The 22828-nt window shown below is 69.5% G+C and carries 20 protein-coding genes, 1 tRNA gene and 2 pseudogenes; 13 read left to right on the forward strand and 10 right to left on the reverse strand.

Annotated elements, in window-relative coordinates:
• Positions 1-72 precede the first annotated feature (72 nt).
• Entirely contained in the window at positions 73-1341 is a 1269-nt protein-coding gene (locus IG02_RS0123250) for a hypothetical protein (protein WP_063756837.1), read from the forward strand.
• Positions 1342-1444: 103 nt separating this feature from the next.
• Positions 1445-2416 (forward strand): Yip1 family protein, encoded by a 972-nt coding sequence (locus tag IG02_RS0123255; protein ID WP_030751433.1) that lies wholly within the window; start codon positions 1445-1447, stop codon positions 2414-2416.
• Between the two features lie 116 nt (positions 2417-2532).
• On the opposite strand, the gene IG02_RS0123260 is transcribed toward IG02_RS0123255, so the two are convergent.
• Together IG02_RS0123260 and dcd are read right to left on the reverse strand one after the other, a co-directional pair.
• Positions 2533-3030, reverse strand: coding sequence for a phosphoribosyltransferase (locus IG02_RS0123260; protein WP_030751436.1), 498 nt, complete (start codon positions 3028-3030; stop codon positions 2533-2535).
• 8 nt (positions 3031-3038) lie between these two features.
• Entirely contained in the window at positions 3039-3614 is a 576-nt protein-coding gene (gene dcd / locus IG02_RS0123265; protein WP_030751439.1) for a dCTP deaminase, read from the reverse strand.
• A 456-nt stretch (positions 3615-4070) separates the two neighbouring features.
• On the opposite strand from dcd, the gene IG02_RS0123275 reads away from it, so the two are divergent.
• A tRNA-Gly gene (locus tag IG02_RS0123275) sits at positions 4071-4141 on the forward strand.
• A gap of 198 nt (positions 4142-4339) precedes the next feature.
• On the opposite strand, the gene IG02_RS0123280 is transcribed toward IG02_RS0123275, so the two are convergent.
• Both IG02_RS0123280 and IG02_RS41725 read right to left on the reverse strand, forming a co-directional pair.
• Positions 4340-5098 carry a MerR family transcriptional regulator gene (locus tag IG02_RS0123280; protein WP_030751441.1) on the reverse strand — a complete coding sequence of 253 codons (759 nt, stop codon included), beginning with the start codon at positions 5096-5098 and terminating at the stop codon, positions 4340-4342.
• A gap of 406 nt (positions 5099-5504) precedes the next feature.
• Complete coding sequence (locus tag IG02_RS41725) at positions 5505-5768, reverse strand: hypothetical protein (protein WP_158712372.1); 264 nt, start codon at positions 5766-5768, stop codon at positions 5505-5507.
• A 389-nt stretch (positions 5769-6157) separates the two neighbouring features.
• Here IG02_RS41725 and IG02_RS36840 point away from each other — a divergent pair, with 389 nt between their 5' ends.
• Positions 6158-7114, forward strand: a complete 957-nt coding sequence (locus IG02_RS36840; protein ID WP_234314872.1) for a helix-turn-helix domain-containing protein — start codon at positions 6158-6160, stop codon at positions 7112-7114.
• A 105-nt stretch (positions 7115-7219) separates the two neighbouring features.
• Here the strand turns inward: IG02_RS36840 and IG02_RS0123295 are convergent, their stop codons facing one another.
• From IG02_RS0123295 to IG02_RS0123305, 3 genes are all read right to left on the reverse strand, one after another.
• Positions 7220-8467 carry an HTTM domain-containing protein gene (locus IG02_RS0123295; RefSeq protein WP_078854740.1) on the reverse strand — a complete coding sequence of 416 codons (1248 nt, stop codon included), beginning with the start codon at positions 8465-8467 and terminating at the stop codon, positions 7220-7222.
• Positions 8457-9167, reverse strand: a complete 711-nt coding sequence (locus tag IG02_RS0123300) for a DUF5819 family protein (protein ID WP_234314873.1) — start codon at positions 9165-9167, stop codon at positions 8457-8459. The genes IG02_RS0123295 and IG02_RS0123300 overlap by 11 nt, the downstream gene beginning before the upstream one ends.
• Positions 9168-9305: 138 nt before the next feature.
• A complete protein-coding gene (locus IG02_RS0123305; protein ID WP_324604744.1) occupies positions 9306-10730 on the reverse strand; it encodes an ice-binding family protein in 1425 nt (474 codons plus the stop codon).
• Between the two features lie 1172 nt (positions 10731-11902).
• Here IG02_RS0123305 and IG02_RS0123310 point away from each other — a divergent pair.
• On the forward strand, positions 11903-12736 hold the full coding sequence (locus IG02_RS0123310; protein WP_030751458.1) for a PIG-L family deacetylase: 834 nt from the start codon (positions 11903-11905) through the stop codon (positions 12734-12736).
• Positions 12737-12778: 42 nt separating this feature from the next.
• Here the strand turns inward: IG02_RS0123310 and IG02_RS0123315 are convergent, their stop codons facing one another.
• Positions 12779-13534 carry a GbsR/MarR family transcriptional regulator gene (locus IG02_RS0123315; protein WP_030751461.1) on the reverse strand — a complete coding sequence of 252 codons (756 nt, stop codon included), beginning with the start codon at positions 13532-13534 and terminating at the stop codon, positions 12779-12781.
• A gap of 260 nt (positions 13535-13794) precedes the next feature.
• On the opposite strand from IG02_RS0123315, the gene IG02_RS0123320 reads away from it, so the two are divergent.
• The 5 genes and pseudogenes from IG02_RS0123320 to IG02_RS41730 all read left to right on the forward strand — a co-directional run.
• Positions 13795-14457 carry a DUF4097 family beta strand repeat-containing protein gene (locus tag IG02_RS0123320; protein WP_030751465.1) on the forward strand — a complete coding sequence of 221 codons (663 nt, stop codon included), beginning with the start codon at positions 13795-13797 and terminating at the stop codon, positions 14455-14457.
• Between the two features lie 151 nt (positions 14458-14608).
• A pseudogene (locus IG02_RS36845) lies at positions 14609-15080 on the forward strand (serine hydrolase domain-containing protein); the annotation flags it as partial.
• Between the two features lie 251 nt (positions 15081-15331).
• Positions 15332-16318 (forward strand): helix-turn-helix domain-containing protein, encoded by a 987-nt coding sequence (locus IG02_RS40875; protein WP_030751468.1) that lies wholly within the window; start codon positions 15332-15334, stop codon positions 16316-16318.
• A gap of 278 nt (positions 16319-16596) precedes the next feature.
• Complete coding sequence (locus tag IG02_RS0123335; protein WP_030751470.1) at positions 16597-17646, forward strand: methyltransferase; 1050 nt, start codon at positions 16597-16599, stop codon at positions 17644-17646.
• A gap of 74 nt (positions 17647-17720) precedes the next feature.
• Positions 17721-17810 (forward strand): annotated as a pseudogene (locus IG02_RS41730) (zinc-binding dehydrogenase); the annotation flags it as partial.
• Between the two features lie 67 nt (positions 17811-17877).
• Here the strand turns inward: IG02_RS41730 and IG02_RS0123345 are convergent.
• The gene (locus IG02_RS0123345; protein ID WP_078854741.1) at positions 17878-18543 is read right to left on the reverse strand and encodes a TetR family transcriptional regulator; all 666 of its coding nucleotides are present in this window, start codon (positions 18541-18543) and stop codon (positions 17878-17880) included.
• An 80-nt stretch (positions 18544-18623) separates the two neighbouring features.
• Here IG02_RS0123345 and IG02_RS0123350 point away from each other — a divergent pair, with 80 nt between their 5' ends.
• The 3 genes from IG02_RS0123350 (at position 18624) to IG02_RS0123365 (ending at position 21752) form a co-directional block, all read left to right on the forward strand.
• On the forward strand, positions 18624-19457 hold the full coding sequence (locus tag IG02_RS0123350; protein ID WP_030751476.1) for an SDR family NAD(P)-dependent oxidoreductase: 834 nt from the start codon (positions 18624-18626) through the stop codon (positions 19455-19457).
• A gap of 463 nt (positions 19458-19920) precedes the next feature.
• Positions 19921-20292 carry a zinc-binding dehydrogenase gene (locus tag IG02_RS42225; RefSeq protein WP_199814071.1) on the forward strand — a complete coding sequence of 124 codons (372 nt, stop codon included), beginning with the start codon at positions 19921-19923 and terminating at the stop codon, positions 20290-20292.
• Between the two features lie 527 nt (positions 20293-20819).
• Positions 20820-21752 carry a hypothetical protein gene (locus tag IG02_RS0123365; RefSeq protein ID WP_030751479.1) on the forward strand — a complete coding sequence of 311 codons (933 nt, stop codon included), beginning with the start codon at positions 20820-20822 and terminating at the stop codon, positions 21750-21752.
• A gap of 280 nt (positions 21753-22032) precedes the next feature.
• On the opposite strand, the gene IG02_RS0123370 is transcribed toward IG02_RS0123365, so the two are convergent.
• A complete protein-coding gene (locus tag IG02_RS0123370; protein WP_030751482.1) occupies positions 22033-22629 on the reverse strand; it encodes a hypothetical protein in 597 nt (198 codons plus the stop codon).
• Positions 22630-22828: the final 199 nt, after the last annotated feature.

Below are 22828 nucleotides of genomic sequence, written 5' to 3' on the forward strand. Positions count from 1 at the left end.
CCGGGTCTCCCCGCGCGTACGGGCGTCCCCGCGCGGACGGGTCTCCCCGCGCGGACGGGTCTCCCCGCGCGTATGGGCGTCCGCTCGGTCCGCGCCCTGCTCTGCGCCGGCATCTGCACGGCGGCCCTGGTCCTGGCCGGGTGCTCCGGCCCCTCGGACGGGGCCGGTGACGGCGGCCGGGAAGGCACCGAGGCCAAGAACGGCGACAGCGCCCCGGCTTCCGGCGCCGGGGGCGGGGCGGACGGGGCCCGTCGTTCCGTACCGCGCGGCAAGGGCAGCCGGATCCCCGACGACTTCAACGGGGACGGTCACCGCGACCTCGTCCTGAACGACCTGGTCAAATCCCCGGACGACCCGTACGGCGACGACGCCGGCATCGGGATCGTGTACGGCACGGCCGGCCCGCGGGCCCTCGACCCGGCCGTACGCCAGACCCTCAGCGCGCACGAGCAGGGCGCGCGGGTCGACGGCGCGCTCCCGGCGGCGTTCGACGCGGAGGCGGCCTGCGACCTGGACCAGGACGGCTACGGCGATCTGATCATCACCACGGACCCGCCGTACAACGGCATCGGCGTGCCGCCCGTACCGCTCCAGATCCTGTTCGGCGGCCCCACGGGGCTGGGCAGCGGTGGGAACGACAAGGCGGTCGTCCTGAAGATCCCCGCCAAGGCGCGCGCCGGCAACGAGTGGCCCGACCACCCCGTCTGCGGCGATTTCGACGGCGACGGCGCGGTGGACCTGGCGGTCACCGCGAGCGCGGGACAGATCAGCTACCTGCGCGGCCCTTTCAGCCGGTCGGGCGCGCCGCGCGGCGCGGCGGCGCCGATCCCCGACGGCGGCGCGGCCCTCGCGGCGCCCGAGCCGGAGGCCGACGTCGACGGTGACGGCTACGACGACCTGGTCCACTCCTCGCGGGCGCACGTCCCCGGCAAGGCCGACAAGGGGACGCTGCTGCGGGGCGGCCCGGACGGACCGGCGCGCGCGGGCGGCCCGTACCGTTTCCGCGCCGTGCGGCTTCCGGCGCCGCCCGAGCTCCCGTCCCGGTCGCGTACGGAGGCGCCGCGTACGGGCAAGGTGACGACCGTCCTGCTCCGGTCCGCGGACTTCGACGGGGACAAGCGCCCCGATGTGGTGACGCGGACGCACCGGGGCGAGACGGAGGACCTGATCGCGCTGTACGGGACGAGGACGGGCGGCGGTTCCGCGGGGGACGCGGACGCGGGCGGCGAGGGCGCCGACGGCGAGGGAACGGGCGGCGGGGACGCGGGCGCGGACGGCGCGAAGTCCGCTGTGCCGGACCGTCCGTTGATCACTTTCAGCACGTCGATCTTCCTGGGGTGAACCCCCCGGGGATCCCCTAGGGGATGTCACAGCTCGGCCGCAATGGCCCGTCCGTTCCCCGGCGCAGCCGTCGCACACGCCAGGACCGGGTACGTTCGAATGCGTGGCTGGATTCAGGATCGGACGCGGCCGGGACAACCGCACCTCGCAACAACACCCGCAGCAGCAGCAGTCGTACGGACGGCAGGCTCCGCCTCCCGGATACGGAGGGGGCCCCGGCCCGCAGGCCGGTCCCCAGGGCGCCCCGCCGTACGGACAGCAGCAGTGGCCCCAGGCGGGCGGCGGGCCGGCGTACGGCGGGCAGAGCGGCGCCGGCAGACAGTACGGCGGGCACGGCGGCGGCCCGGGCGGGCACGGTGGGCACGGCGAGCCGGAGTACTTCGGCGAGCCGCACGGCGGCGGGCAGCCCCCGCGGCCGGGCCGGCAGGGCGACCCGTACGCCAACTCACCGGGCCACACGCAGGCGTTCAGCATCGGCGAGGAGCCGTACGCGGGCGACGACCGGTACACCGCCGCCCCGGCGCCCCCGGCGGGCCCTCGGCTGCCCTGGAAGGAACTGCTGAGCGGAATCGTCCTGCGCCCGGCCGACACCTTCTACCGGATGCGCGACTACCCGGTCTGGGGCCCGGCCCTGATCGTGACGTTCATCTACGGCCTGCTGGCGCTCTTCGGCTTCGACGCGGCCCGCGAGGACGCGATCAACGCGACGCTGTCCACCGCCATCCCGTACGCCCTGACGACGGCCGTGGCCTTCGTCGTCGGCAGTCTGATCATGGGCGCGGTGACCCACACGCTGGCCCGCCAGCTCGGTGGCGACGGCACCTGGCAGCCGACCGTGGGCCTGTCCATGCTGATCATGTCGATCACGGACCTGCCGCGGCTGCTCTTCGCGCTCTTCCTGGGCGGCGAGAACGGGCTGGTGCAGGTGCTCGGCTGGGTCACCTGGGTGGCGGCGGGAGCGCTCTTCACGGTCATGGTGAGCAAGTCGCACGACCTGCCGTGGCCGAAGGCGCTGGGGGCGTCGGCGATCCAGTTGCTGGCGCTGCTGTCGCTGCTGAAGCTGGGCACGCTGTAACGAACGGGCGCGTCCGGCGCGACGGGCGCGACGAAGCAACGGAGCGACGAAAAAGAGGCCCCGGAATCGACGGCGGAGATGCCGTCGATTGATCCGGGGCCTTTTCGCATGCCGGCTCAGGCGTCGAGCACCTGCTCGTCGCGGCGCACGACGGGAGGTTCCACGCTCCACGGAAAGTTGATCCAGTCGTCCGTGCGCCGCCAGACGTATTCGCATTTCACCAGCGACTGCGTCTTTTCGTATATGACGGCGCTGCGCACTTCGGCGACCTGGTCGAGGCAGAATTCCCGCACGAGCTTCAGCGTCCTGCCGGTGTCGGCGACATCGTCGGCGATGAGGACCTTCTTGTTCGAGAAGTCGATCGCGTTCGGGACGGGCGCGAGCATGACGGGCATCGGCAAGGTGGTGCCGACGCCGGTGTAGAACTCGACGTTGACCAGGTGGATGTTCTTGCAGTCCAGGGCGTACGCGAGCCCACCGGCGACGAAGACGCCGCCGCGCGCGATGCTCAGGACGACGTCCGGCTCGTAGCCGTCGTCGGCGATGGCCTGCGCGAGTTCACGAACGGCGCGGCCGAACGTCTCGTACGTCAGATTCTCGCGTGCGTCACTCATGGCGGACATCACACCCGGGTCCGGTGGAAGTTGAGATAGGAACGCGAGGCGGTCGGCCCGCGCTGCCCCTGATAACGCGATCCGTAACGCTCGGAGCCGTACGGGAACTCCGCCGCCGAACTGAGCCGGAACAGGCACAGCTGCCCGATCTTCATTCCGGGCCAGAGCTTTATCGGGAGGGTGGCGAGATTCGACAGTTCGAGCGTGACGTGCCCGGAGAAGCCGGGGTCGATGAAGCCGGCGGTCGAATGCGTCACCAGCCCGAGCCGCCCGAGGCTGGACTTCCCCTCCAGCCGGGAGGCGATGTCGTCGGGCAGCGTGATCACCTCGTACGTCGACGCGAGCACGAACTCCCCGGGGTGGAGGATGAACGGCTCGTCCCCCTCCGGCTCGACCCGGCGCGTGAGATCCGTCTGCTCGACGGCGGGGTCGATGTGCGGGTAGCGGTGATTCTCGAACACGCGGAAGAACCGGTCGAGCCGCACGTCGATGCTGGAGGGCTGCACCATCGATTCGTCGTACGGTTCGATGCGAACGCGTCCGGAGTCGAGCTCGGCCCGGATATCCTTGTCTGAGAGAAGCACGCCCCGAGGATACGCAGAGCGCGCGAGCCCGCCCCAATCGGGCAACCCCGCGCGCCCCGCCGGACCAGTCAGCGCCGCTTCAGCTCCACCGGCACGGCATGCCGCAACCGCGCACACCGAGGACACCGGATCAGGCGCCCGGGCCCGATCCGGCCGGTGTCGAGCTGCTGCATCGGAAACGTCGTCGTGCTGAACACGTGCCCCTCAGCACAGCGGACGGTGCGCTCCATCAAGTCCATCAGGCCCCTTCCCCAACAAACGCGGACGAACGCCACACTAGGGGATCACCCACCCCCGCCCTCCCCCGGCACATCCCCCGGGGCCCGCGCCTCAACTCCCGCACCGGCATTCCGTGTCCGAGCCCGGGACGGGGCAAAACGGGGGCCAGGCGATACGCCTCGGAGCGGGGATGGGGTAGAGTGTCCCACGAGGCGACGCCGATCGCGGTGGAGCTACGCGGGTGTAGTTTAATGGTAGAACATGAGCTTCCCAAGCTCAGAGCGCGAGTTCGATTCTCGTCACCCGCTCTTCGAAGAAGGCCCAGGTCGGCGACCGGGGCCTTTCTTTTTGACTAGACCATTTCGAGATCCCGCGCCATTCGCGTGCCATAAGTGTCATAAGTGACCGATGAACGGTTCTGAGGGGGCCGACGCCCGGTGACGGGCCCCGGCCCCCGGGCCGGTGCCAGCAGGGCCGCCCCGTGCCAGGGCTGCCCTGCTCACCGCTCAGGCAGGGCGGTCCGCGGCGTAAGCGTCGATGGCGTCGCGCTGGAATGCCGCCAGGCCAGGCGCGATGGCCTCGTAGGCGGCGCGCCAGGCGGGGTTGTCGACGCAGGAGCGGCCGATCTCCCGGTACTCGTCCGCGGATACCGGCCGCAGGGCGATGAGGGCCTGGTACTGACCGTCGATCTCGGTCTGCACGGGTCCGGCGTCGGCCGGGTGGCCCTCGGCCATGAGCTCGGCGAGACGGATCATCTGGGCGGTGCGCTCGCGCTGCCCGGACTCGATGTCCTGCGGGCTCATGCCCGCCACGCGCTGGGCGACCTGTTCGGCGTGCTCGGGGAAGTCGCGCAGGCTGTCCTGGTACTGCTCGGGCTGGATGCCGTCGAAGAGGTTCTCGGGGCGATTGATCGCCATGGGTATGCCGTCCTTCCTGGACTGCTTCAGTTCGGCGATCGTGCGGGAGACAGTGGCGGCCAGGGTGTCGAGCCGGTCCCGTTCGGCGATCAGCCGCAGGCGGTGGCCGCGCAGAGCCTCCACCTCGTCGATCTGCTCGGCCAGGACCCGGCCGATGACCTCCAGCCCCAGCCCCAGGGCCCGCAGCACGAGAATCTGCTGCAGGAGCAGCAGCTGCCCCTCGCCGTAGTAGCGGTGGCCGTTGGCTCCGATCCGGGCGGGCGCGAGGAGATCGATCTCGTCGTAATGCCGCAGGGTTCGGGCGGTGACGCCCGACATCCGCGCCACCTCAGCGATCGGCCAGTCCATCACCGTCACCCCTCACGATTCACCTCGCGGGCCGGTCCTTCCGGCCCTGGTCACGACCGTAGAAGCTGCCGCAGCGGCAACCACAAGCCTTGGTGGTCACCAATCTCGCCCGCCCCCGATCACAAGGTGCCGCCCGCACGCGTGGATCGCCGTCACCAACACCCGCGGAACGCTCAGCCCGACCGGTCCAACGCCCACCCGACAGATGGGTGATCAGTCGCCCTCGCCCCAGCCGCTTGACAGTCGGCATTGGGAAGTTGCCTGGTCCAATTGAAGGGCGGCGTGTCCTTCACGTGCCCCAAGCTCATGCGAAGCACCGATTCACGGACACTCGGGTGCGAATCCTCGACCTGCGACGCCGGGGCATCCCGAGTCATCCGGGTCCCGCATGACGTTCCCGTACGCCTCATCGAAGATTTCGAGGAACCGCCGGTCCACGGTGTCCCGCACTTCCGACGCGGGTGCGCGCGTCCTCGGACAGGTGCGTCAGCGTCGGCCACGTTCCGGCCGTCTCCGGGTGTTCTTCCTGGCGCGACAGCAGCGCGTGGTGGAGCTGCGTCGTAGTCAGTGCGCACCGGTCGCGGTGCTGACGCGGGCTGATCACCAGGTGGGCCGCGCCGAGCGTCGCAGCGGACAGGAGGGCGCCGGACAGCAGGGCGGTTGATGTCATCGGAGTGCCTTTTCAGTCGTGAGGGTGTGGTGCGTCCGCTCAGGCAGCCGGAAGAGAGCAGCGAGCCAACTCCGCTTGCGGCGGGTCCTTCTGTGACCCGGACCCCGATGACCGGGGCGGAACTCCGGGGGAAAGGTGGGGCGGGGTGGGGGGCGGCGTCTTCACCGGCCACACGGTCAACGAGTAATGGCCCGTGTGGTCAGCGACGTTGACCGTCACCGGCATGCCGTGTATCAGCTGTTGCCGAGCCGCGCGTTGCGCGTCGACGTCGTCACACCACCGGCGTAGTTCGTCGGGTGCGTCGGGCAGTCCCGCGGGCACTCTCTGAACGACGCTCCCCACGGCCCACGGCGTGTCCGGCGCAGGATCGAGACGGTCAGCGATGCGGTGTGGCGGACAACGGCGGGGCGGGCGACCCGAGGCGCGCCTTCGGCGAAGCCTTGCGCGACGCACGCGAGCTACGCCCCGAGGGCCCATGGACACAGGCCCGCCTGGCCAGGGAGGTCAGAACGTCCAGCTCCACCATCTCGCGCGTCGAATCCGGGAACCTGCCCATCCCGGCGAACCTGCCGGCAGCGTTCGACCAGGTCTTCGCCACGGACGGGACGTTCAAGCGCCTCTACGAGCGGATCCAGGCCGGCGGTTTTCCCGCACACTCCCGCAAGCGCATCGCGATGGAGCCCCAGGCGCTGGCCACCGCAGAGTGGACGCAGACCGTAGTGCCTGGCCTCCTGCAGACAGGGGCCTACGCGCACGAGCTGTTCCGGGCCGGCTCGCCCCGGGCCAGTGAGCGTGAGATCGCAACGATGGTGGCGGCCCGGATCGCACGGCAGGACGTGTTCAAGCGAAGCTCCCCGCCCGACTTCTCCGCCGTCATCTGCGAGTCGGTGATCCGGCGCATGGTCGGCGGCGCCGACGTGATGCGCGAGCAACTGGCCGCGCTGCTGTCCCACGGCCGCCGTCCCACCAGCGTGGTGCAGGTGCTCCCCCTGAACGCCGGTTGGCACGGCCTGATGGACGGCACGATGTCGATTCTGACACCCCCGGAGGGGGCAATACAGGGAGCTGGCCCGGTCCTACGATGTTCTGACCGCATCGGCACTGTCGCCCGACGCGTCCGCACATTTCATTCTGAAGCTCATGGAGACGCCATGACCCACACATGGGTCAAGTCCAGCTACAGCAGCCAGGCCGGGGGCGACTGCCTGGAGTGGGCGCCGACGCACGCGAGGGCCCACGGGGTTGTCCCCGTCCGGGACAGCAAGCGCCCCACAGGCCCCACGCTCATGGTGTCCCCCGAAGCGTGGCAGCGCCTCGTCGAGGTGGCCAAGCACGCCGACGCGTAGGACGAGCCGAGCCCCACTCCCTTCGCCGGAGGGGGTGGTTCTCGGCGCCGCCCTTGCCCGTCAGCGGTCCGTTGTGTTCCGGAGCTGGGGCGGGAGCCGTGACTCTTACGGTTCATGCAGGTCAGCGCGTGTGATCACCGTAGGCAGCCTGCTCTTGAAAACCGTGGCGGCCCGCCCCTGGAGAAGTCCCACGGTGTGACGCCGCAGGCCGGCGTGGTCCACGGCAGGGCCGGGCTGTGGCGGGACGGACACGGTGCCTTCCCGGCGGGTGCCCGCCTCGTCAGCCTTTGCCCGCCTGCGTGTACGCCGCCACAGACGCCCCAGGGATCGGTAGAAGCGGTCCGGAAGAAAGGCGGCGTCCGCGATGATCATCGCGCCGGAGAAGAGTGGCAGTCCCATGAGCACCGCGATACCGATGTGCATGCCCAGCAGCATGGCCAGAACGGGGTACTTGAGCCTGCCGAACAGGACGAACGGGAAGGCGACCTGCAACAGGACCGTCAGATAGCCGGCGATGGCGAGCAGCACCGTGTGTTCGTCCGCCATGAGGGACAGTGCGGGCCAGGGCCTGAACAGATCGAGGTTCAGCGCGTAGTGGAGAGCGGTCCCGTTGCCCCATGTCCCTCCCTGCACCTTGTACAGGCCGGCGGAGCCGTAGAGGACGCAGACCTGGGCGGCGATGACGAACATGCCGCAGTTGTGCAGGACCGTGACCAACGCCGTCCGCGCTTGGCGGAGCTGCCCCGGGAGTCCACTTCCGTAGGAGTCGGTCCACCGCTTCGGTGCTCTGCTCTCGGAGTCGCGGAGCCGGGCCCTGCGCGCGTCGAGTGACCAGTGTCGGCCGCATGCGGTGAACACGAGATAGAGAGCCATGAGGAGGATGAGGTTGTCCCCTCCGTCCGTCATGAAGATCGACCTGGCGTGGAACGACGCCACCACCACTGCGAACAGCACGGACACGGCCCTGGTCCGCCAGCCCAGCATGAGAAGAACGGACGTCACGACGGCCACCGCGTAACAGACCTCGAAGTACGCCCGGCTGTCGGACAGCGTAAGGACGCTGGCCAATTCCGTCTGGTCGAACAACTGCCTCGCCAGCGTGGGTGTCCACGCCGAACCCGGCCCCCAGATCTCGTCGCGGTGCGGGAACTCTCGTAGGAGGAAGACGAGGTAGAGCAGTCCGTAGCCGATACGCAGCACCGCTGCGGCGTACAGGGACACCGGACGCTCGGTCAGCATGGCCGACAGGGCACCGGCCCGGTGCAGAAGTCTCCGCGAGCTGTCCGTGCCCGCTCGCGGCCGGGTGCGCGGCTGAGGTACGGGCGCCACGACCGGCTCTTGCTCAGTTCCCATCGGGGGTCACCTTCCACCAGGGGAGAACACGGGTGTCGCCCGAGGCGTGTTGGGCCGCGCCCGCCGGACGGCCGTCATCCGCCGTGGCGGGCGCGGCGATGGGCTGAGTGATCACACGAAGCTGGATGGACTCGAAGGCTCCGGGGTGATGGGAGGAGACACGGTCCGCCGCGATGTTGCGCAGGTACTTCTGGATCAGCAGGGCGCGTTCCGAGTGCGGCACGTCGTCACTGCCGAGCAATTCGGAGTAGGAGGTCCAGGCCCGGCGCAGCATGTTCTGGGACGTATGGCTCGGGATCGCGTTGTGTTCTACCGCGGCATCATCCACCGCGCTCAGATCGAACCACGTGCTCACCCGCACGGTGCCGTCCGGTTCGGTGTGCGCGGTTCTCGCGGAGATCTGGCGGTTGACCGACTCGGGGTCCGGGGCGAACAGCCGCCAGTTCTGCTCGAACAGCGGGTAGACCCACGCGGTGACCTGCCGGTTGAACTTCTGGGAGACGAGGTTCGCAGGCGCCACATGCAGAAACACCATGAGCACATGGATCAGAGAAAGCGCCAGGCACAGGGCCACGGTGGCACCCAGCCCCACCCTCAGCAGACCAGTCACTATCGACGGCCCGCGAGCCGGAGACAACGCTCCGGACCGTTCCGGTGCGGTCGGCCCAATACCTGTCCGGTCCGGGTCCTTCACATCCACTGATTCGACGCCACCCGGCACAGCCCCACCCGGCCTTCCCAACTCGGCTGCTCACTCGCGTAATTCCTGGACTTTCAGCGGTGGCGCGCGACGGAATCGAGAATGATCCGTCGCGCGCCACCGGTCCCGCTCGCACTCTTAGCCGTTGAAGCGCTCGTGCTCGCCGGGATGGCCTCCGTGACCCTTGTCGCCGGGGTGGTGCCCCTCGGACATGTCCGGCTTGTCGCCGTAGCCCTGGTGGCCGCCCCAGCCGACGGGCGCGCCGTGGTCCGGACCGTGCTTGGGCTTGCCGTGGTCCGGGCCGTGGTTCGGCTTACCGTGCTTCGGACCGTGCTTGGGCTTGCCGTGGTCCGGGCCGTGGTTCGGCTTACCGTGCTCCGGGCCATGGTGGGGCTTACCGTGCTCCGGACCGTGGTTCGGCTTACCGTGCTCCGGACCGTGGTTCGGCTTACCGTGCTCCGGACCGTGGTTCGGCTTACCGTGCTCCGGACCGTGGTGGTGCTTGCCGGGCCTCGGGTGGTGGATGTGGTGGCCCGGTTTGACGGGGCCTCCGTTTCCGGCGGTGGTGCTTCCACCGGTGGTGTTCGCGCCGGAGAGGTTGCCGGCCGTGTTGCCCGCGACAATGCCACCCGTCAGGACACCGCCCAGGAGGCCACCGTTGGTGAGACCGCCCGTCACCAAGCCACCGAGCAGGCCGCTCGTGGCGCTGCCCGTCGTGCCGCTGGTGGTGGTCCCGGTCGTCGTACCCGTCGTCGTACCGGTCGTGGTGCCAGTGGTGGTACCGGTCGTAGTTCCGGTGGTGGTGCCGGTCGTAGTTCCGGTCGTGGTCCCCCCGGTGGTGGTGGTTGAACACTGCGGGCGGGTGATCCGGTTGGTGTCCAGAGTCACCGAACCGTTACGGGCCAGCGCCCGACCGTCGATGCTCGCGTTCGTGGTCACCGTGATCGACGTCAGGGCCATGATGGTGCCCACGAACGTGGTGTTGGTGCCCAGCGTGGCCGAGCTGCCGATCTGCCAGTACACGTTGCACGGCGAAGCGCCGTTGATCAGGAGCACCCGGCTGGCGGACGCCGTCGTCAGACCCGAACCGACCTGGAACACCCAGACGGCGTTGGGGTCGCCCTGCGCGTCAAGGGTGAGGGTGCCGGTGAGCCCGAGCGTCGACGAAGCGGTGTAGACGCCCGGAACGAGCGTCAGGCCACCGGCGTCCGCGGGAAGGGCGGCGTCCGTGGCCTGTCCAGCGGCGTTGTTGTACGCCGCGACCAGGTCGGACTTGGCCTGAAGAGCCACCGCGTCGGCGGAGTGCTGGACCCCGAGAACCGTACCCGGCGGAAATCCGCTGATGGCCGTTCCCGGGCTGACGCCGAGGTCTCCGGTGATCACCGAGGGGCCGGTGTTGGTAACGGACTGACCGGCGAGAACAGCGAAACTGGTCGCCGTGCCCAGAGGTACGGGTGTGGCGAGGGCATTCGCTCGTGTCGACGTAGCAGCGACCACCGTGACGGCGAGAAGTACGGTCAGTGCCGCCCCGACCCAGGCCGACATCGTGCGTCGTAGAGCCACGACAGGGAAATTAAGTGTCATCGAGGGACCAACTCCTGTGTGAGACGGCGGCGTGACGGGCACTTCCCGGGTTACGCTGTTCCGTCCTTTTCTGTCGTTGGCATGTAACACCGTTCCGCGCCTCTTTATACGGCGCAAACGGGTGATCTTCGAATATTCGCTATTCAGCGGCCATGCGGGGAAGGAGTTGCGGGTGTGTTGCGAGCCACGCGGTTCCAGGATTTACGGGCGAGCCGATCAGGGCCTCGGTAAAGCGAGCAAAGAAGAAACCTTTTTGCTTGGCTATTCTCCGGAGCGTGTTGGCCACCCACGTTGGCGTCTGAAGCATGGCATCTGTTTCTCGTTACCCGCTCCACGACAACCCTCAGGTCAACGACCCGGGGGCTTTTCGTTGTCCAGGCTGCGCGGGGCGTGGCGCGCCCTCTGAACGGAGTTGTGGCAGACCGGCTCGCTGGCGGAGCGGCGACCGCCCACGCGGAAGCGGCGATCGGACTGCCGCTCACGGGCGGGTTCGGACTGCCGCTCACGGGCGTGTGCGGACGGGCCCGGAGGATTCTTCGGTCCCCTCCGCATGTCTCCCGTCCGGTCAGAGCGTGACGGGGTCCCGGCGCTCCACGCGGTAGCTCGCGAACCGGGAGCGGTCCCCGGGGCCGGAGCTCTCGGGGCAACCGACGTACGGTTCCCGGTACTGGTCTTGACGGACCTCGGTCTCCGTCCAGCCGGCGCAGCCGTGACAGCCCCGTCGCTGGTGCCAAGGTCGCCGTATCCTCAGCCATCACGGCGGTCGCCCAACGCGCCGGCATGGCCGGTCCTCGGCGGCCCCTTCCCGTCCACCCCGGCGGAACGGGCTTCTGGGCCGCTGTAGGATTTCTCGTTTCGTGTCGGAGTCTCACGGCTGGTGCCGGACGGAAGTCGGATCGGACGTGGCGATGAGACGTGCAGGTCGCTCCCGCGCCTCGTCAGCGTTGAGACGCCGACGCGTGGAAGACCGAGCGGCCGTGCCGGGAACAGCCGGTCCGGCCGGCACGGTTGCAACCGAGGGGGCCGGGGCCGACCGGCGGGGGACACGGAGACCGCGAGGCCATCCTCCCTGCCGGGATCCGGGTCCCGGGTTCGGGGGGTACGCCCGCGCCCACCCGGGCCAAGACGTATGTACACAGGAGGACTTTTTCATGACTGATCGGCCTTTGACGCTCATGGCGGTACACGCCCACCCCGACGACGAGGCCACCGGAACCGGAGGGATCCTCGCGCGGTACGCGGCGGAAGGCATCCGCACCGTTCTCGTGACGTGTACCGACGGCGGTTGCGGCGACGGGCCGGGAGGTGTCAAGCCGGGCGATCCCGGCCACGATCCGGCGGCCGTCGCCCTGATGCGCCGTCGAGAACTCAAGGAGAGCTGTGACGTCCTGAAGATCAGCGATCTGGAGATGCTGGACTATGCCGACTCCGGGATGATGGGCTGGCCGAGCAACGACGCCCCCGGATCCTTCTGGCAGACCCCCGTCGAGGAAGGCGCCGCCCGGCTCGCGGAGCTCATGCGGCACTACCGACCCGATGTGGTCGTCACCTACGACGAGAACGGCTTCTACGGCCACCCCGACCACATCCAGGCCAACCGCATCACGATGGCGGCTCTGGAGATGACCGCGCTGACACCGAAGGTGTACTGGACGACGATGCCCCGCTCGGTGATGCGGCGGTTCGGGGAAACCATGCGCGAGTTCCATGAGGACATGCCGGAGCCGGATCCCGCCGAGGCCGCCGCGATGGCCGAGATCGGCCTCCCCGACGACGAGATCACCACGTGGGTGGACACCACCGCGTTCAGCGGTCAGAAGTTCGACGCGCTGGCCGCCCACGCCAGTCAGGGCGAGAACATCTTCTTCCTCAAGATGGGCAAGGAGAGATTCGGCGAGATGATGGGCCTGGAGACGTTCGTACGCGTCAAGGACACCACCGACGCGGCCGTACCCGAGAACGATCTCTTCGCCGGACTGCGCTGATCCGTCCGTTCGGCCGGGGCCCAGGAAAGCACAAGGGCCTGCCTATGGGCGATCCGAACCTGGCGTGGCGATGCCGTCCGGGGTCGTTTCGGTTCTGGTGTGGAGGACCTCGCGACCCTGCTCCGCGGCGCGGATGAGTCCTTCGCTGACGAAGTCGAGGAAGCGGGCCGCGTTTTCGAGGCGGGTGGCGGCCGGGGTGCCGCGGCCGAGGATGCCGGCGCCCTGCCGTGCGGTCTCGATGAACTGGTCATTGTCCCGGGCGCTGCGGATCATCGACTGGTACCAGAGGTCGTCGTCGACGATGTAGCGCTCGCGGCGGCGTTCATCGCGTTCCCGGCGGACGAGGTCCAGGCCTTCGAGGAATGTGATCGCTTTGGAGATGGACGCCGGGCTGACCTGGAGGCGCTGGGCGAGTTCGGAGGCGGTGAGGCTGCCGGTGTCGGTGATGTAGAGGCAGCCCAGCACCCGGGCCATCATCTTGGGCAGGCCCGAGGTCATGAAGACGGTGGTGAGGGTCTCCTGGTAGTCGCGCACGGCCTCGGCGTCGCGTCCGTAAGGTTGCGGGAGCGCCCGCGCCCCCCGGGGCGCGGCCTGCCTCCGCCGGTGGGTGCGCTGCTGGGTGGCGCGGTGAGCCAGGTCGGCGCGGTAGCCGGTGGGGCCGCCGTTCCGCGTCACCTCACGCGTGACCGTGGAGGTCGGACGGTCGAGACGGCGGGCGATCTCGGCGTAGGCCAGGCCGTCGGCCAGCCCCACCGCGATCTGCTGGCGTTCGGCCTGGGTGAGCCTGCCTCCCGGCATCACGACCCCCTTCATGCTCCACGGGCGCCCCATGGTGCTGCTCGATGTTCCTTGACGCCCCCACCATAGCCTTCATCTTCAACACATTGCAACGATCAACTGGTCATCATTGCGTTAAGCGAGAGAGCGTTGCAATGATTATTACGCCTCCACCTGCGAAGACGCAGAGTTTAGGCAACGATTTCGTTGTGCTGATCTGGAAAGCAACGTAGCGTTTCGAGTGGAAGGAAACAGAGAACCGCAAGCCGAGGGAGAGCATGATGCAGAAGTTCGACACCCCCGCCCCGATCACCGCCGTCCTGGGCATCCCCGCCGGACGCGTCCGGTTCATCGCCGCGGACCGGGCCGACACCGCCGTCGAGGTCCTGCCCGCGAACGCCTCGAAGGGTCGCGACGTGAAGGCGGCGGAGCAGACCACGGTCGAGTACGCCGACGGAGTCCTGCGGATCGGGTCTTCGGCGAAGGACCAGTACTTCGGCCCCTCCGGGGCCATCGAGGTGACGGTCAAGCTGCCCGCCGGTTCCCATATCGAGGGCAGGGCGGCCGGCGCCGAACTCCGGGCGGTCGGCCGCCTCGGTGACATCGTCTTCGAAGGCGCGTACAGCCAGATCAAGGTGGACGAGGCCGCGAGCGCGCGCCTCACCGCGGTCGACGGCGACGTCGAGATCGGCCGGCTGGGCGGGCCCGCGGAGATCAGCACCGCAAGGGGCGACATCCGGATCACCGAGGCCACGGGCGGCAAGGTCGTGCTCCGCACCCGGTCCGGCGACATCACGCTCGGCGCCGCCGCCGGCGTCTCGGCCGCCCTGGACGCCGACACTGCCTACGGCCGTATCAGCAACGCACTCAAGAACAACGGCACCGCCGGTCTCGACATCCGCGCCACCACCTCCCGCGGCGACATCACCGCCCGCAGCCTCTGACCCGGTCCCTCCGAAGGAGCACGGCCACCGCCCCGGACGCGCTCGCCCGCGCACGCCCCCGGCGGCCCGCACTCGCACGACCTCATCGCGGCCCCGGGCAGGCACACCCTCACCGCAACAACCACCCACGCGGCACGCAAGGAGCACAGCCATGTCCCTCAGCCCCACCCTCACCGGGCTGGATCGCCCGGAGCTGCGAAGCCATGGAGGAGATCGTCGATTCCGGTTTCGCCGGGGTGCAACTGCGCGTGCACGATGAACGGGGCGAGTGGGCCGGCAGCGCCGGGGTGCGCAAGCTGGGCGAGAGCGCCGAGCCGCCGACGAACGGACACTTCCGGATAGGCAGCACCACCAAGACCTTCACGGCGACCGTGGTGCTGCGGCTGGTGGCCGAAGGCAAGATCGGGCTGGACGGTCCGGCGGACGACTACCTGCCCGAGTTCGGGCTGGACCGGCGGATCACGGTGCGCATGCTGCTGCAGCACACCAGCGGGCTGTTCAACCACACCGGCGAGTACTACGACGACGGGACGGTCGCGCCGGGGATTCCCTGGCAGGGCCAGGAGTACGTGGACAACCAGTTCCACACCTACCAGCCGGAGGAACTGGTACGACTGGCGTTGCGCGGCAGAGGCTCATCAGGGAGGTGTTCCGCAGCGGGCAGGCCGAGCCGACTCACGAGGCGGCCGAATCGGCTCAGTAGACGGGGTCGAGCAGTGCAATCCGGACCACGCCGCTGTGCGCTCGATCACGTAACGGCATCGCGTAACGGCTGAGTGCCGCGCCGGTGAGAAGGTGATGGCGACCAGGCCAGGGGTGACGGTTGTGGCGGGTGGGGTTGATGGTCGGTGAGCGGCACCGAGGCGCCGGGACGGTGAACGACGGACAGGGCAGAACATTCTTCGCGGACGTCACGGCGCCGAACGCCGCGCGGCACGGATTCGACACCTTCCGGCGCGGCTGGGAAGCACAGGTCGGCGAGGGATTCCCGCTGCCGGTCTTCACCCCGGGCGCGGACGGCGGCTTCCGCGTCAGTGCCCGCGCTTCCAAGGTGGGCGACGCGGTGATCGCGGACCTCTACAGCGAGGCGTTCAGCGGTCACACCGGGGGTGTCCGTGACCACTTCCAGGACCGGGTGCTGATGCATGTGCTGCAGCGCGGCAGGTGGCGCTTCGCCCGGCCCGACGACCATGGCCATCTCACCGTACCGGCCGGACAGTTCATCGTCCGGCACAACGGGCCGCCCGCACGGTTCGAGGTACCGCCGCGCACAAGGGCGAAGGTACTGATTCTGCCCGCCTCGCTGATCAGACCGCTGATCGGTGACCGGCAGGTCGTCGGCCCCGCCGAGTCGGCGACCATGCGGATGCTCATGGCCCACGCGCACATGGTCGACAAGACGCTGCACGACCTCACCCCGGCCGGTGTGGAGGCCGCCCGCGACGCCCTGATCGAACTGGCCAAGGGTGTCCTCAAACAGGAATTCGACGGCACGGAACCCCGTTTGGCCACCGCGCTGGCCCAGGCGGCGAAGGACCTCGCCGACCGCCGCCTCGCCGATCCCCACCTCTCCCCGACCATGCTGGCCGGCGAACTCAACGTCTCCGTACGGACGCTGTACCGGGCGTTCGCCACGACCGAGGAGTCGGTGACCGGATACGTCCGTCGCAGACGGCTGGAACAGGCCCGGCTCGCATTGACCGCGGCGGTCGGCCGGCCGAGCATCTCCGAACTCGCCGCCCACTGGCAGTTCGCGGACAGCAGTCACTTCATCCGCGCTTTCAAGAAGCAGTACGGCCGGACCCCGGCCGACTACGCCCGGTCGAACGGCCCCACGGGGCCGAGCGCCACCGGATCCTGAGCGCCGGTGCGGACCGCTCCTTACCGCGGCACTGACGTACCACCCGTGTGTCACTGAGATCCAAGCGTCCACCACACGGATCTTCCTAAGATGAACGGAGAAGCCGCTCCCGGCAGGGGCGTGGGAGCCGAGGGCCCACGGTCTCGTCCCCAAGCGAATGGTTCGCCGCTCAGGTCTGCCGTCGTGCCTCCGCGTGGCCGCCTCGCCGCGCCTCCGGGTCGCCCCCTTCACATCACCGCCTCCGGCCTTCCCCGGACATACGAAAGGAGTCGGCTGTCGTGACCGACAGAACGCCCGACACCGCCGACGCGGCGCACGATCCCGCAGCGGACGCCGCCGCCGTTCTGGACCTTGTCACCGGCGGGGTCGTGGCCCAGACGCTGCGCGCGCTGGCCGAACTGCGGATAGCCGACCACCTCGCCGGCGGCGCCCTGTCGGCCGAAGAAGTGGCCGAGCGCGTGGGCAGCCACCCGCGAACCACCTACCGTCTGATGCGTGCGGCCGCCTCGCTCGGTGTGCTGACTCATGAGGGCGACCGTCGTTTCGGCCTCACGGGGCGGGGCCGGCTGCTGCGCACGGACCTGCCCGGTTCTCTGCGTTCCTTGGTGCTGGTCCAGACGAGCAACGCGCACTGGCAGGTCTGGAAGCACTTCCCCGAGGCGGTGCGAAGCGGGAGCAGCCAGGCGACGAAGGCGCTGGGAGCCGACGTCTTCGAGTACTACGCGCGGCCGGAGAACGCCGAGGAGGCAGCGCTCTTCGCCCGGTCGATGGGGGACATGTCCGCGCTGGTGACGAAGGAGGCCGTCGCCGCGATCGATGCCGCCGACGTGTCCACCATCGTCGATGTCGGCGGCGCGGACGGTCAGTTCGTCCTCGCGCTGATGGAGGCGAACCCGCTGCCGCGGGGGCAGGTGCTCGACCTTCCCCACGCCGTCGAGGGCGCACGCCGGGAGGCCGGGAAGCGCGGTCTGTCGGACCGGTTCTCCGCCGTCGCGGGCGACTTCTTCACCGAGGTTCCGCCTGCGGACCTCTACCTCCTGAAGACGATCCTGCACGACTGGGACGACGACCAGTGCGCGACCATCCTGCGCAACTGCCGGTCCGCCGTGACCGAGGGCGGACGCGCCGTGGTCGTCGAGATGCTCATCGGCGAACTCGGCGAGCCCGATCTCGTCACCCGGGCGGACATGGGGATGCTCAGCATCACGAACGGTGAGGAGCGGGACCTCGACGAGTTCGACGCCCTCTTCGCGGCCACGGGCTGGCGTCGCTCGAAGACGTACCCGGTCGGTGGCGGTTATGTCGGGCTGGAACTCGTCGCTTCCTGATCCCCATGGATGTCGCGGTACGACTGGTTGCCGGCCGGTGCCGCAGCCGTCGGGAGCGAGGCCCGGTGCCCTGGCGGGAGACGTTCCCGTTCGAGCGCGTCGCCGACGCGCACCGGGTGCTCGACGGCGGTCACCTCCAGGGCAAGCTCGTCCTCACCGTCTGATCCCGGCCGTCTGATTTCGTTGCGCGGCCTCGGGTCAGCGTCATGGCACACCGCCGCAACGGCGGCGCTACCCGGTGCCGGTCGCGGCACTCGAACACGGCCTGGGCGACGCCGCGAGCGCGCCGAGGCCGAGCAGCGCGCGGGTGACGGAGTCGGCCAGGCTCTCCCCGCTGTCGTCCGCGGCCCAGCAGGCCAGCGACTCCGCGATCGCGGTCTGGACCGCGGCGCCCGCGGCCCGAGCGCTGACGTCGTGCACGGAGGTGCCTGTTCGCCGGGCGATGAACGCGATGGTCTCGTCGCGCCATCCGCGATACGTCTCCGGGCGGGTGGACTGCAGTTCCGGGGTGGTGGCGATGATGCGCAGCCGGGCGCGGCTGAGGGACGGCTCGTCGGCGTCCTGGGAGAAGACGCCGACGACGGCCACGGTGATCGCGTCGAGGATCGGGAGATCCGCGTCGGTCTCGTCGAGGTGGCGGCGCAGCGTGTCCAGGGAGCCCTCGGTCCCGCCCCACACGATGTCCGCCTTCGTCGGGAAGTACCGGTGCAACGTGCGCACGCTCAGTCCGACTTCGCCGGCGAGGCGCGCCATGCTGACGTTCGGATAGCCGTCGCGAAGCAGGATTCCGATCGCGCGCTCGCGCAGCACTCCGACGTCGGCCAGCGGCGGGCGTCCGCGCTGCGCATTCCGTCCAGGCGTCCGTCCAGGCGTCCGTCCAGGCATCCGTCCAGGCATCCGTCCAGCGTAGTCTTTGCCTCGAACCGATTAATGACATAGCGTGCCATTAATTGTTTCCGCGGATCACGGAGGCCTCCATGCCGTTTCCTTTCCCCGATGTCTCGAACGCGCCGATAGCGGACCTGATCTCCCTTCGCGGTCGCCGTGCCGTGGTCACGGGCGGTGCGCAGGGCCTCGGCAAGGCGATCGCGGCACGCCTCGCGGAGGCCGGGGCCGACCTGCTCCTCGTCGACCTCGACGAGGAGCACGCACGTACCGCCGCCGAGGAACTCGCCACGCGTCACGGGGTCAAGGGCCTCGGCACACGGGCGGACGTCAGCGACACCGCGGCGGTGGCCGCCGCCGCCGACCTCGCCGTGGCGGAACTCGGCGGGATCGACATCTGGGTCAACAACGCCGGACTCTTCCCGAACGCGCCCGCGCTCGACATGACCGACGCGATGTGGGATCAGGTCTTCGCCGTCAACTCCCGCGGGGTCTTCCTCGGCTCACGGGAGGCCGCGCGCCGCATGTCCGCCGACGGCAAGGGCGGGGTCATCGTCAACACGATCTCCACCGCCGGCTTCCAGGTCGCGTTCCCGGGCATGGCCGCGTACGTCGCTTCCAAGCACGCCGCGCGCGGACTGACCAAGTCCCTCGCCGTCGACCTCGCCCCGCTCGGCATCCGGGTGCTGGGCGTGGCGCCCAGCTACGTACCGACCGAGGGCAATATCGCCGCCACGCGCGAGGCTGCCGAGGCCGCCGCCGCGGCCGGTACGGAGATCCCGACGGTCGACGTCATGCAGCAGAGCCTGATCGGCCGGCTGGGGACGCCCGACGACATCGCACGGGTCGTGCTGTTCGCCGCGAGCGACCTCGCGCTCATCATGACCGGGAGCACGCTTCTCGCGGACGCCGGCGAGACGCTCTGATCCCTGCGCGGCGGACAGGACGGATGGGGAGACGAGGGGACGACTCGGCGGCAGAGTGGTGACGGTCACCGGCGTGGGCAAGGGCCTTGGTCGTCGGAACGCCATTCGGATCCAGTCCTCCTCGGCTGCTTTCGGGCAGCGCGGGCGGCCGGCTCCACGGCTTTACGGTTCCACCGCGCTGTCGTAGGCGGGAAGGGCTTGGGCCTGGCGCGGGCGGTGGCTCTGCCGGTCGCCGGAGTGGCGGCACTGCGCTCACTGCGGGCCGCCGGGCTCGGACCGGGGAAGAGGGTGCTGGTCACCGGGGCCTCCGGCGGAGTCGGCCGGTTCGCCGTCCAACTGGCGGCGCGGGCCGGTGCCCACGTGATCGCGTCCGTGGGCTCGGCAGCCCGCGGGGAGGGGCTGGCCAGAGGCCGGCGCCGACGAGGTGCTGATCGGGCCGGCGGGACTCCGGCGACCGGTCGACGTGGTCATCGACAGCGTCGGCGGCCCTCAACTGGCCGCGATATGGGGCCTGCTCGCTCCCGGGGGCAGCGTGCAGAGCGTCGGCTGGACATCCGGCGAGCCGGCGGTCTTTCCGCCGTATGCGACCGTCGGCCCGGCCAAGTCGCTGACCTCCTTCGTCATCGAGGGCGATGTCGGCACGGACCTCGCCCTTCTCACCGAGTTGGCCGCGAAGGGGTTCCTCACCGTCGAGATCGGCCGGCAGGGATCCTGGGACCGCTTCGACGAGGCCGCCGAGGCCCTGCGCGGGCGTCGTGTCTCCGGGAAAGCGGTCCTGACGGTGACATCCGAAGGACCGCGTACCCCGGTGCCTTCTCCACAAGGCCAGGGCTGACCGGACGATCACGCGCGGAGGCACATGCCGCACACTCAACTCGTCCACGGAGCAGGTCGGCCCAGGTCGGAGCACGTCGTTCCCTCCTGGCTGAGCTCGACGGCGTTCACACTCACCGCCGCACCGCCGCCTCGGCCGCTGCGGCGGCCGTCGCCCTGATCGTCCGGGCTGAGCGCCCTCTCCGGACCGAGATGCGCGGGGGCTCCGACGGCGTTGTACTGGAAGTGACGCAGAGATCTGCCCTCCCCGCGCAGCGGCTGCGGACGTGGGGGCATGGAGGCAGGGCCGGACGGGGGTGGAGCCGGACCCGGACATCGACATCGACATCGACATCGCCGGGGCGGCTGGCCCGACTTTCCGCATCAGGCTGTCGACAGCCTGATGCGCCGACAGCCTGATGTGACACCAGCCTGATGCGTCGACAGCCTGAAGACCGCGTCTGACCTTTGGCGCCGGCGGCTCGAAAGATCGCTCCGGGTTGCCGGACGGCAGTCTCGGTTCCCATCGAGAGCGAGTGCGAGAAGATCATGACGGCGACATACGAAACGGTCGTGGAACCGACGGTCCAGATCACGTTCACGGAGGAGTTGGAACCCGAGCACCACTCTGCGGTGGAGCGTTCCATCCAGGGCATGGCCGCGCACGCGGCTCAGCAGACCGACCGGATGCGCGCGGCGGAAGCCGACCACGCCAAGCTGGTGACCGCCCTCAACGGCCCGCTGGCGCGACTGGCCGAATCCGATCCGGCCTCCGCCGAGGCACTCCAGCAGCTGAAAACACGGCCGCTGCCGCTGGAACTCGACTCGGTGGGCGTCCTGCACCCGGAGGACACGTCCGCCGCCGCCGAGGAGGCCACCCTCGCCATCCGGAACCTCCAGACCCGCGTGTGGGGGCCGCCCTACCACTTCAGCTGGTTCTGGCACCGCACCAACGGCAGCCCGCCGTTCAACCGCGTCATCGACCGGCCGACCGGTCAGGTCGGCCTCGACGGCCGGTCCGGCTCCCCCGGCGCGATCCCGGGCGGCGCGAGCACCTTCGTGGAAGCCCATGCGGGATTCGGCCTGCTCTTCCATCCTCCGGCCAACGGCATGCTGGTCGGGGACTCGCTGCGCCGGGTGCACGACAGCTTCGCCGTGGCCGCTTACGGCATCGGCAGCAACGCCACCGTCGAGGGCGGTACGGAATGCACCATCTTGGAGGACGGCCAGTTCCGGAAGGGCGCCACACACCGGCTCTACCGCAAGCGGGTCAGCGTCAACGAGTCCGACCACGCGATCACTCCGGGGTTCTTCACCGACTCCCCGATGTCGATCCAGTGGCCGGTGAAGGCCGGCCACGAATACACCTTCAACGTGGGCGTATGGGTGTACTGCGACCACACGGCGGGCGTCGGCCGGTCGGCGGCCCAGTCGCTGTGCCAGGCCATCATCCCGACCATGACCACGACGGTGCCGATGTGAGTCACCACCCCGGCCTGGAGGCGCGGGGGACGCCTCCCATGCTGTGCGCCACGCACGCCCACGCCTCCGGGCCGGGGTGCCCGGGCACGCCCATGCACGCCGAGGCACGCTGACGCACGCAGAACGCTCGGCTGGAGGATTCCAGCCGAGCGTCTGGTCGAACCGAGCGTCTGGTCGAACTGCTGACACCGGACCCTTGGCCGGCGCATTGCCGCGCCCCCTTGAGTTCGCCACCGGGAGGGGTGCAGACCGCCGGCGCGGCCTTCAGGCCGCCATCAGGTCAGATCGTCGGTGTCTCGTCGACGACCTCCTTGTGCGGCTCGACAACGAACTTCCAGCCATCGCTGGGCTCCAGGAACCGCACTCGGGTCGGGTAGATGTCGAGGGCGCGGCGGTCGCGGTTCTGGCTGGCGTTCTTCCGGCCCCGGGCCGGCTCCTCGTACAGGTCGACCTTGACGTCCGGCACCTCGACGACTTCCTCGTTCCAGCGCTGAACGATCCCCGCGCCAAATGCGTCCCGCGCGGCGGCGTAGAGCGCCTCCAGGGATTCCTTGTTCCCGTTGGGCACGAAGAGGGCGAGGTTCAGGAGGACGCCGGCGCTCTGAAGGACCTCGATTTCCTCCCCGGTCTCGTCGGCAACCCAGATCCCGCCCTCTTCGGCGTTGTCCGGCAGAACATGGATTTCCTCACCGAAGATCGTCCTGGCGGTGAAGGACCCTCCCTCAAAATTCGAACCCGGCCCCGTGAGGAAAGCCGGGGCGTAGCAGTCGAGAGGAAGGCCATCCGTCTCCGCCGAGACGAAGATGCTGTCCTGGAGACCCAACTCCGCAACCTCTTCGGCCGTGAGACGTCGAGCCGCAACCTTCTCGGTATTCACGCCATTCCCCTTTTTTCGTGGCGTCCTGTGAATTCATCAAGACTCTACCACGAAAACGGCCAACCAGTTCCCGTTGCACATGTCTTCGCACTCACGACCGCACCGGTCAACCCTCCGAACATTTCCTTCCGACGGAACAGCAGACGAATCTTCTCGTATTGCCGGGCGGAACGCGGAACCCGTGGAGAAATACGGCGAT

The sequence above is a fragment of the Streptomyces sp. NRRL F-5135 genome (assembly GCF_000719775.1).
In the GTDB taxonomy this organism is placed as follows: domain Bacteria; phylum Actinomycetota; class Actinomycetes; order Streptomycetales; family Streptomycetaceae; genus Streptomyces; species Streptomyces hebeiensis.

Coding starts and splice junctions, on each gene's coding strand:
- IG02_RS0123250 (WP_063756837.1), top strand. CDS start 73: ATGGGCGTCCGCTCGGTCCGCGCCCTGCTCTGCGCCGGCATCTGCACG.
- IG02_RS0123260 (WP_030751436.1), bottom strand. CDS start 3,030: ATGAGTGACGCACGCGAGAATCTGACGTACGAGACGTTCGGCCGCGCC.
- IG02_RS0123280 (WP_030751441.1), bottom strand. CDS start 5,098: ATGGACTGGCCGATCGCTGAGGTGGCGCGGATGTCGGGCGTCACCGCC.
- IG02_RS41725 (WP_158712372.1), bottom strand. CDS start 5,768: ATGACATCAACCGCCCTGCTGTCCGGCGCCCTCCTGTCCGCTGCGACG.
- IG02_RS0123295 (WP_078854740.1), bottom strand. CDS start 8,467: ATGGGAACTGAGCAAGAGCCGGTCGTGGCGCCCGTACCTCAGCCGCGC.
- IG02_RS0123310 (WP_030751458.1), top strand. CDS start 11,903: ATGACTGATCGGCCTTTGACGCTCATGGCGGTACACGCCCACCCCGAC.
- IG02_RS0123315 (WP_030751461.1), bottom strand. CDS start 13,534: ATGCCGGGAGGCAGGCTCACCCAGGCCGAACGCCAGCAGATCGCGGTG.
- IG02_RS0123320 (WP_030751465.1), top strand. CDS start 13,795: ATGCAGAAGTTCGACACCCCCGCCCCGATCACCGCCGTCCTGGGCATC.
- IG02_RS0123345 (WP_078854741.1), bottom strand. CDS start 18,543: ATGCCTGGACGGATGCCTGGACGGACGCCTGGACGGACGCCTGGACGG.
- IG02_RS0123350 (WP_030751476.1), top strand. CDS start 18,624: ATGCCGTTTCCTTTCCCCGATGTCTCGAACGCGCCGATAGCGGACCTG.
- IG02_RS0123365 (WP_030751479.1), top strand. CDS start 20,820: ATGACGGCGACATACGAAACGGTCGTGGAACCGACGGTCCAGATCACG.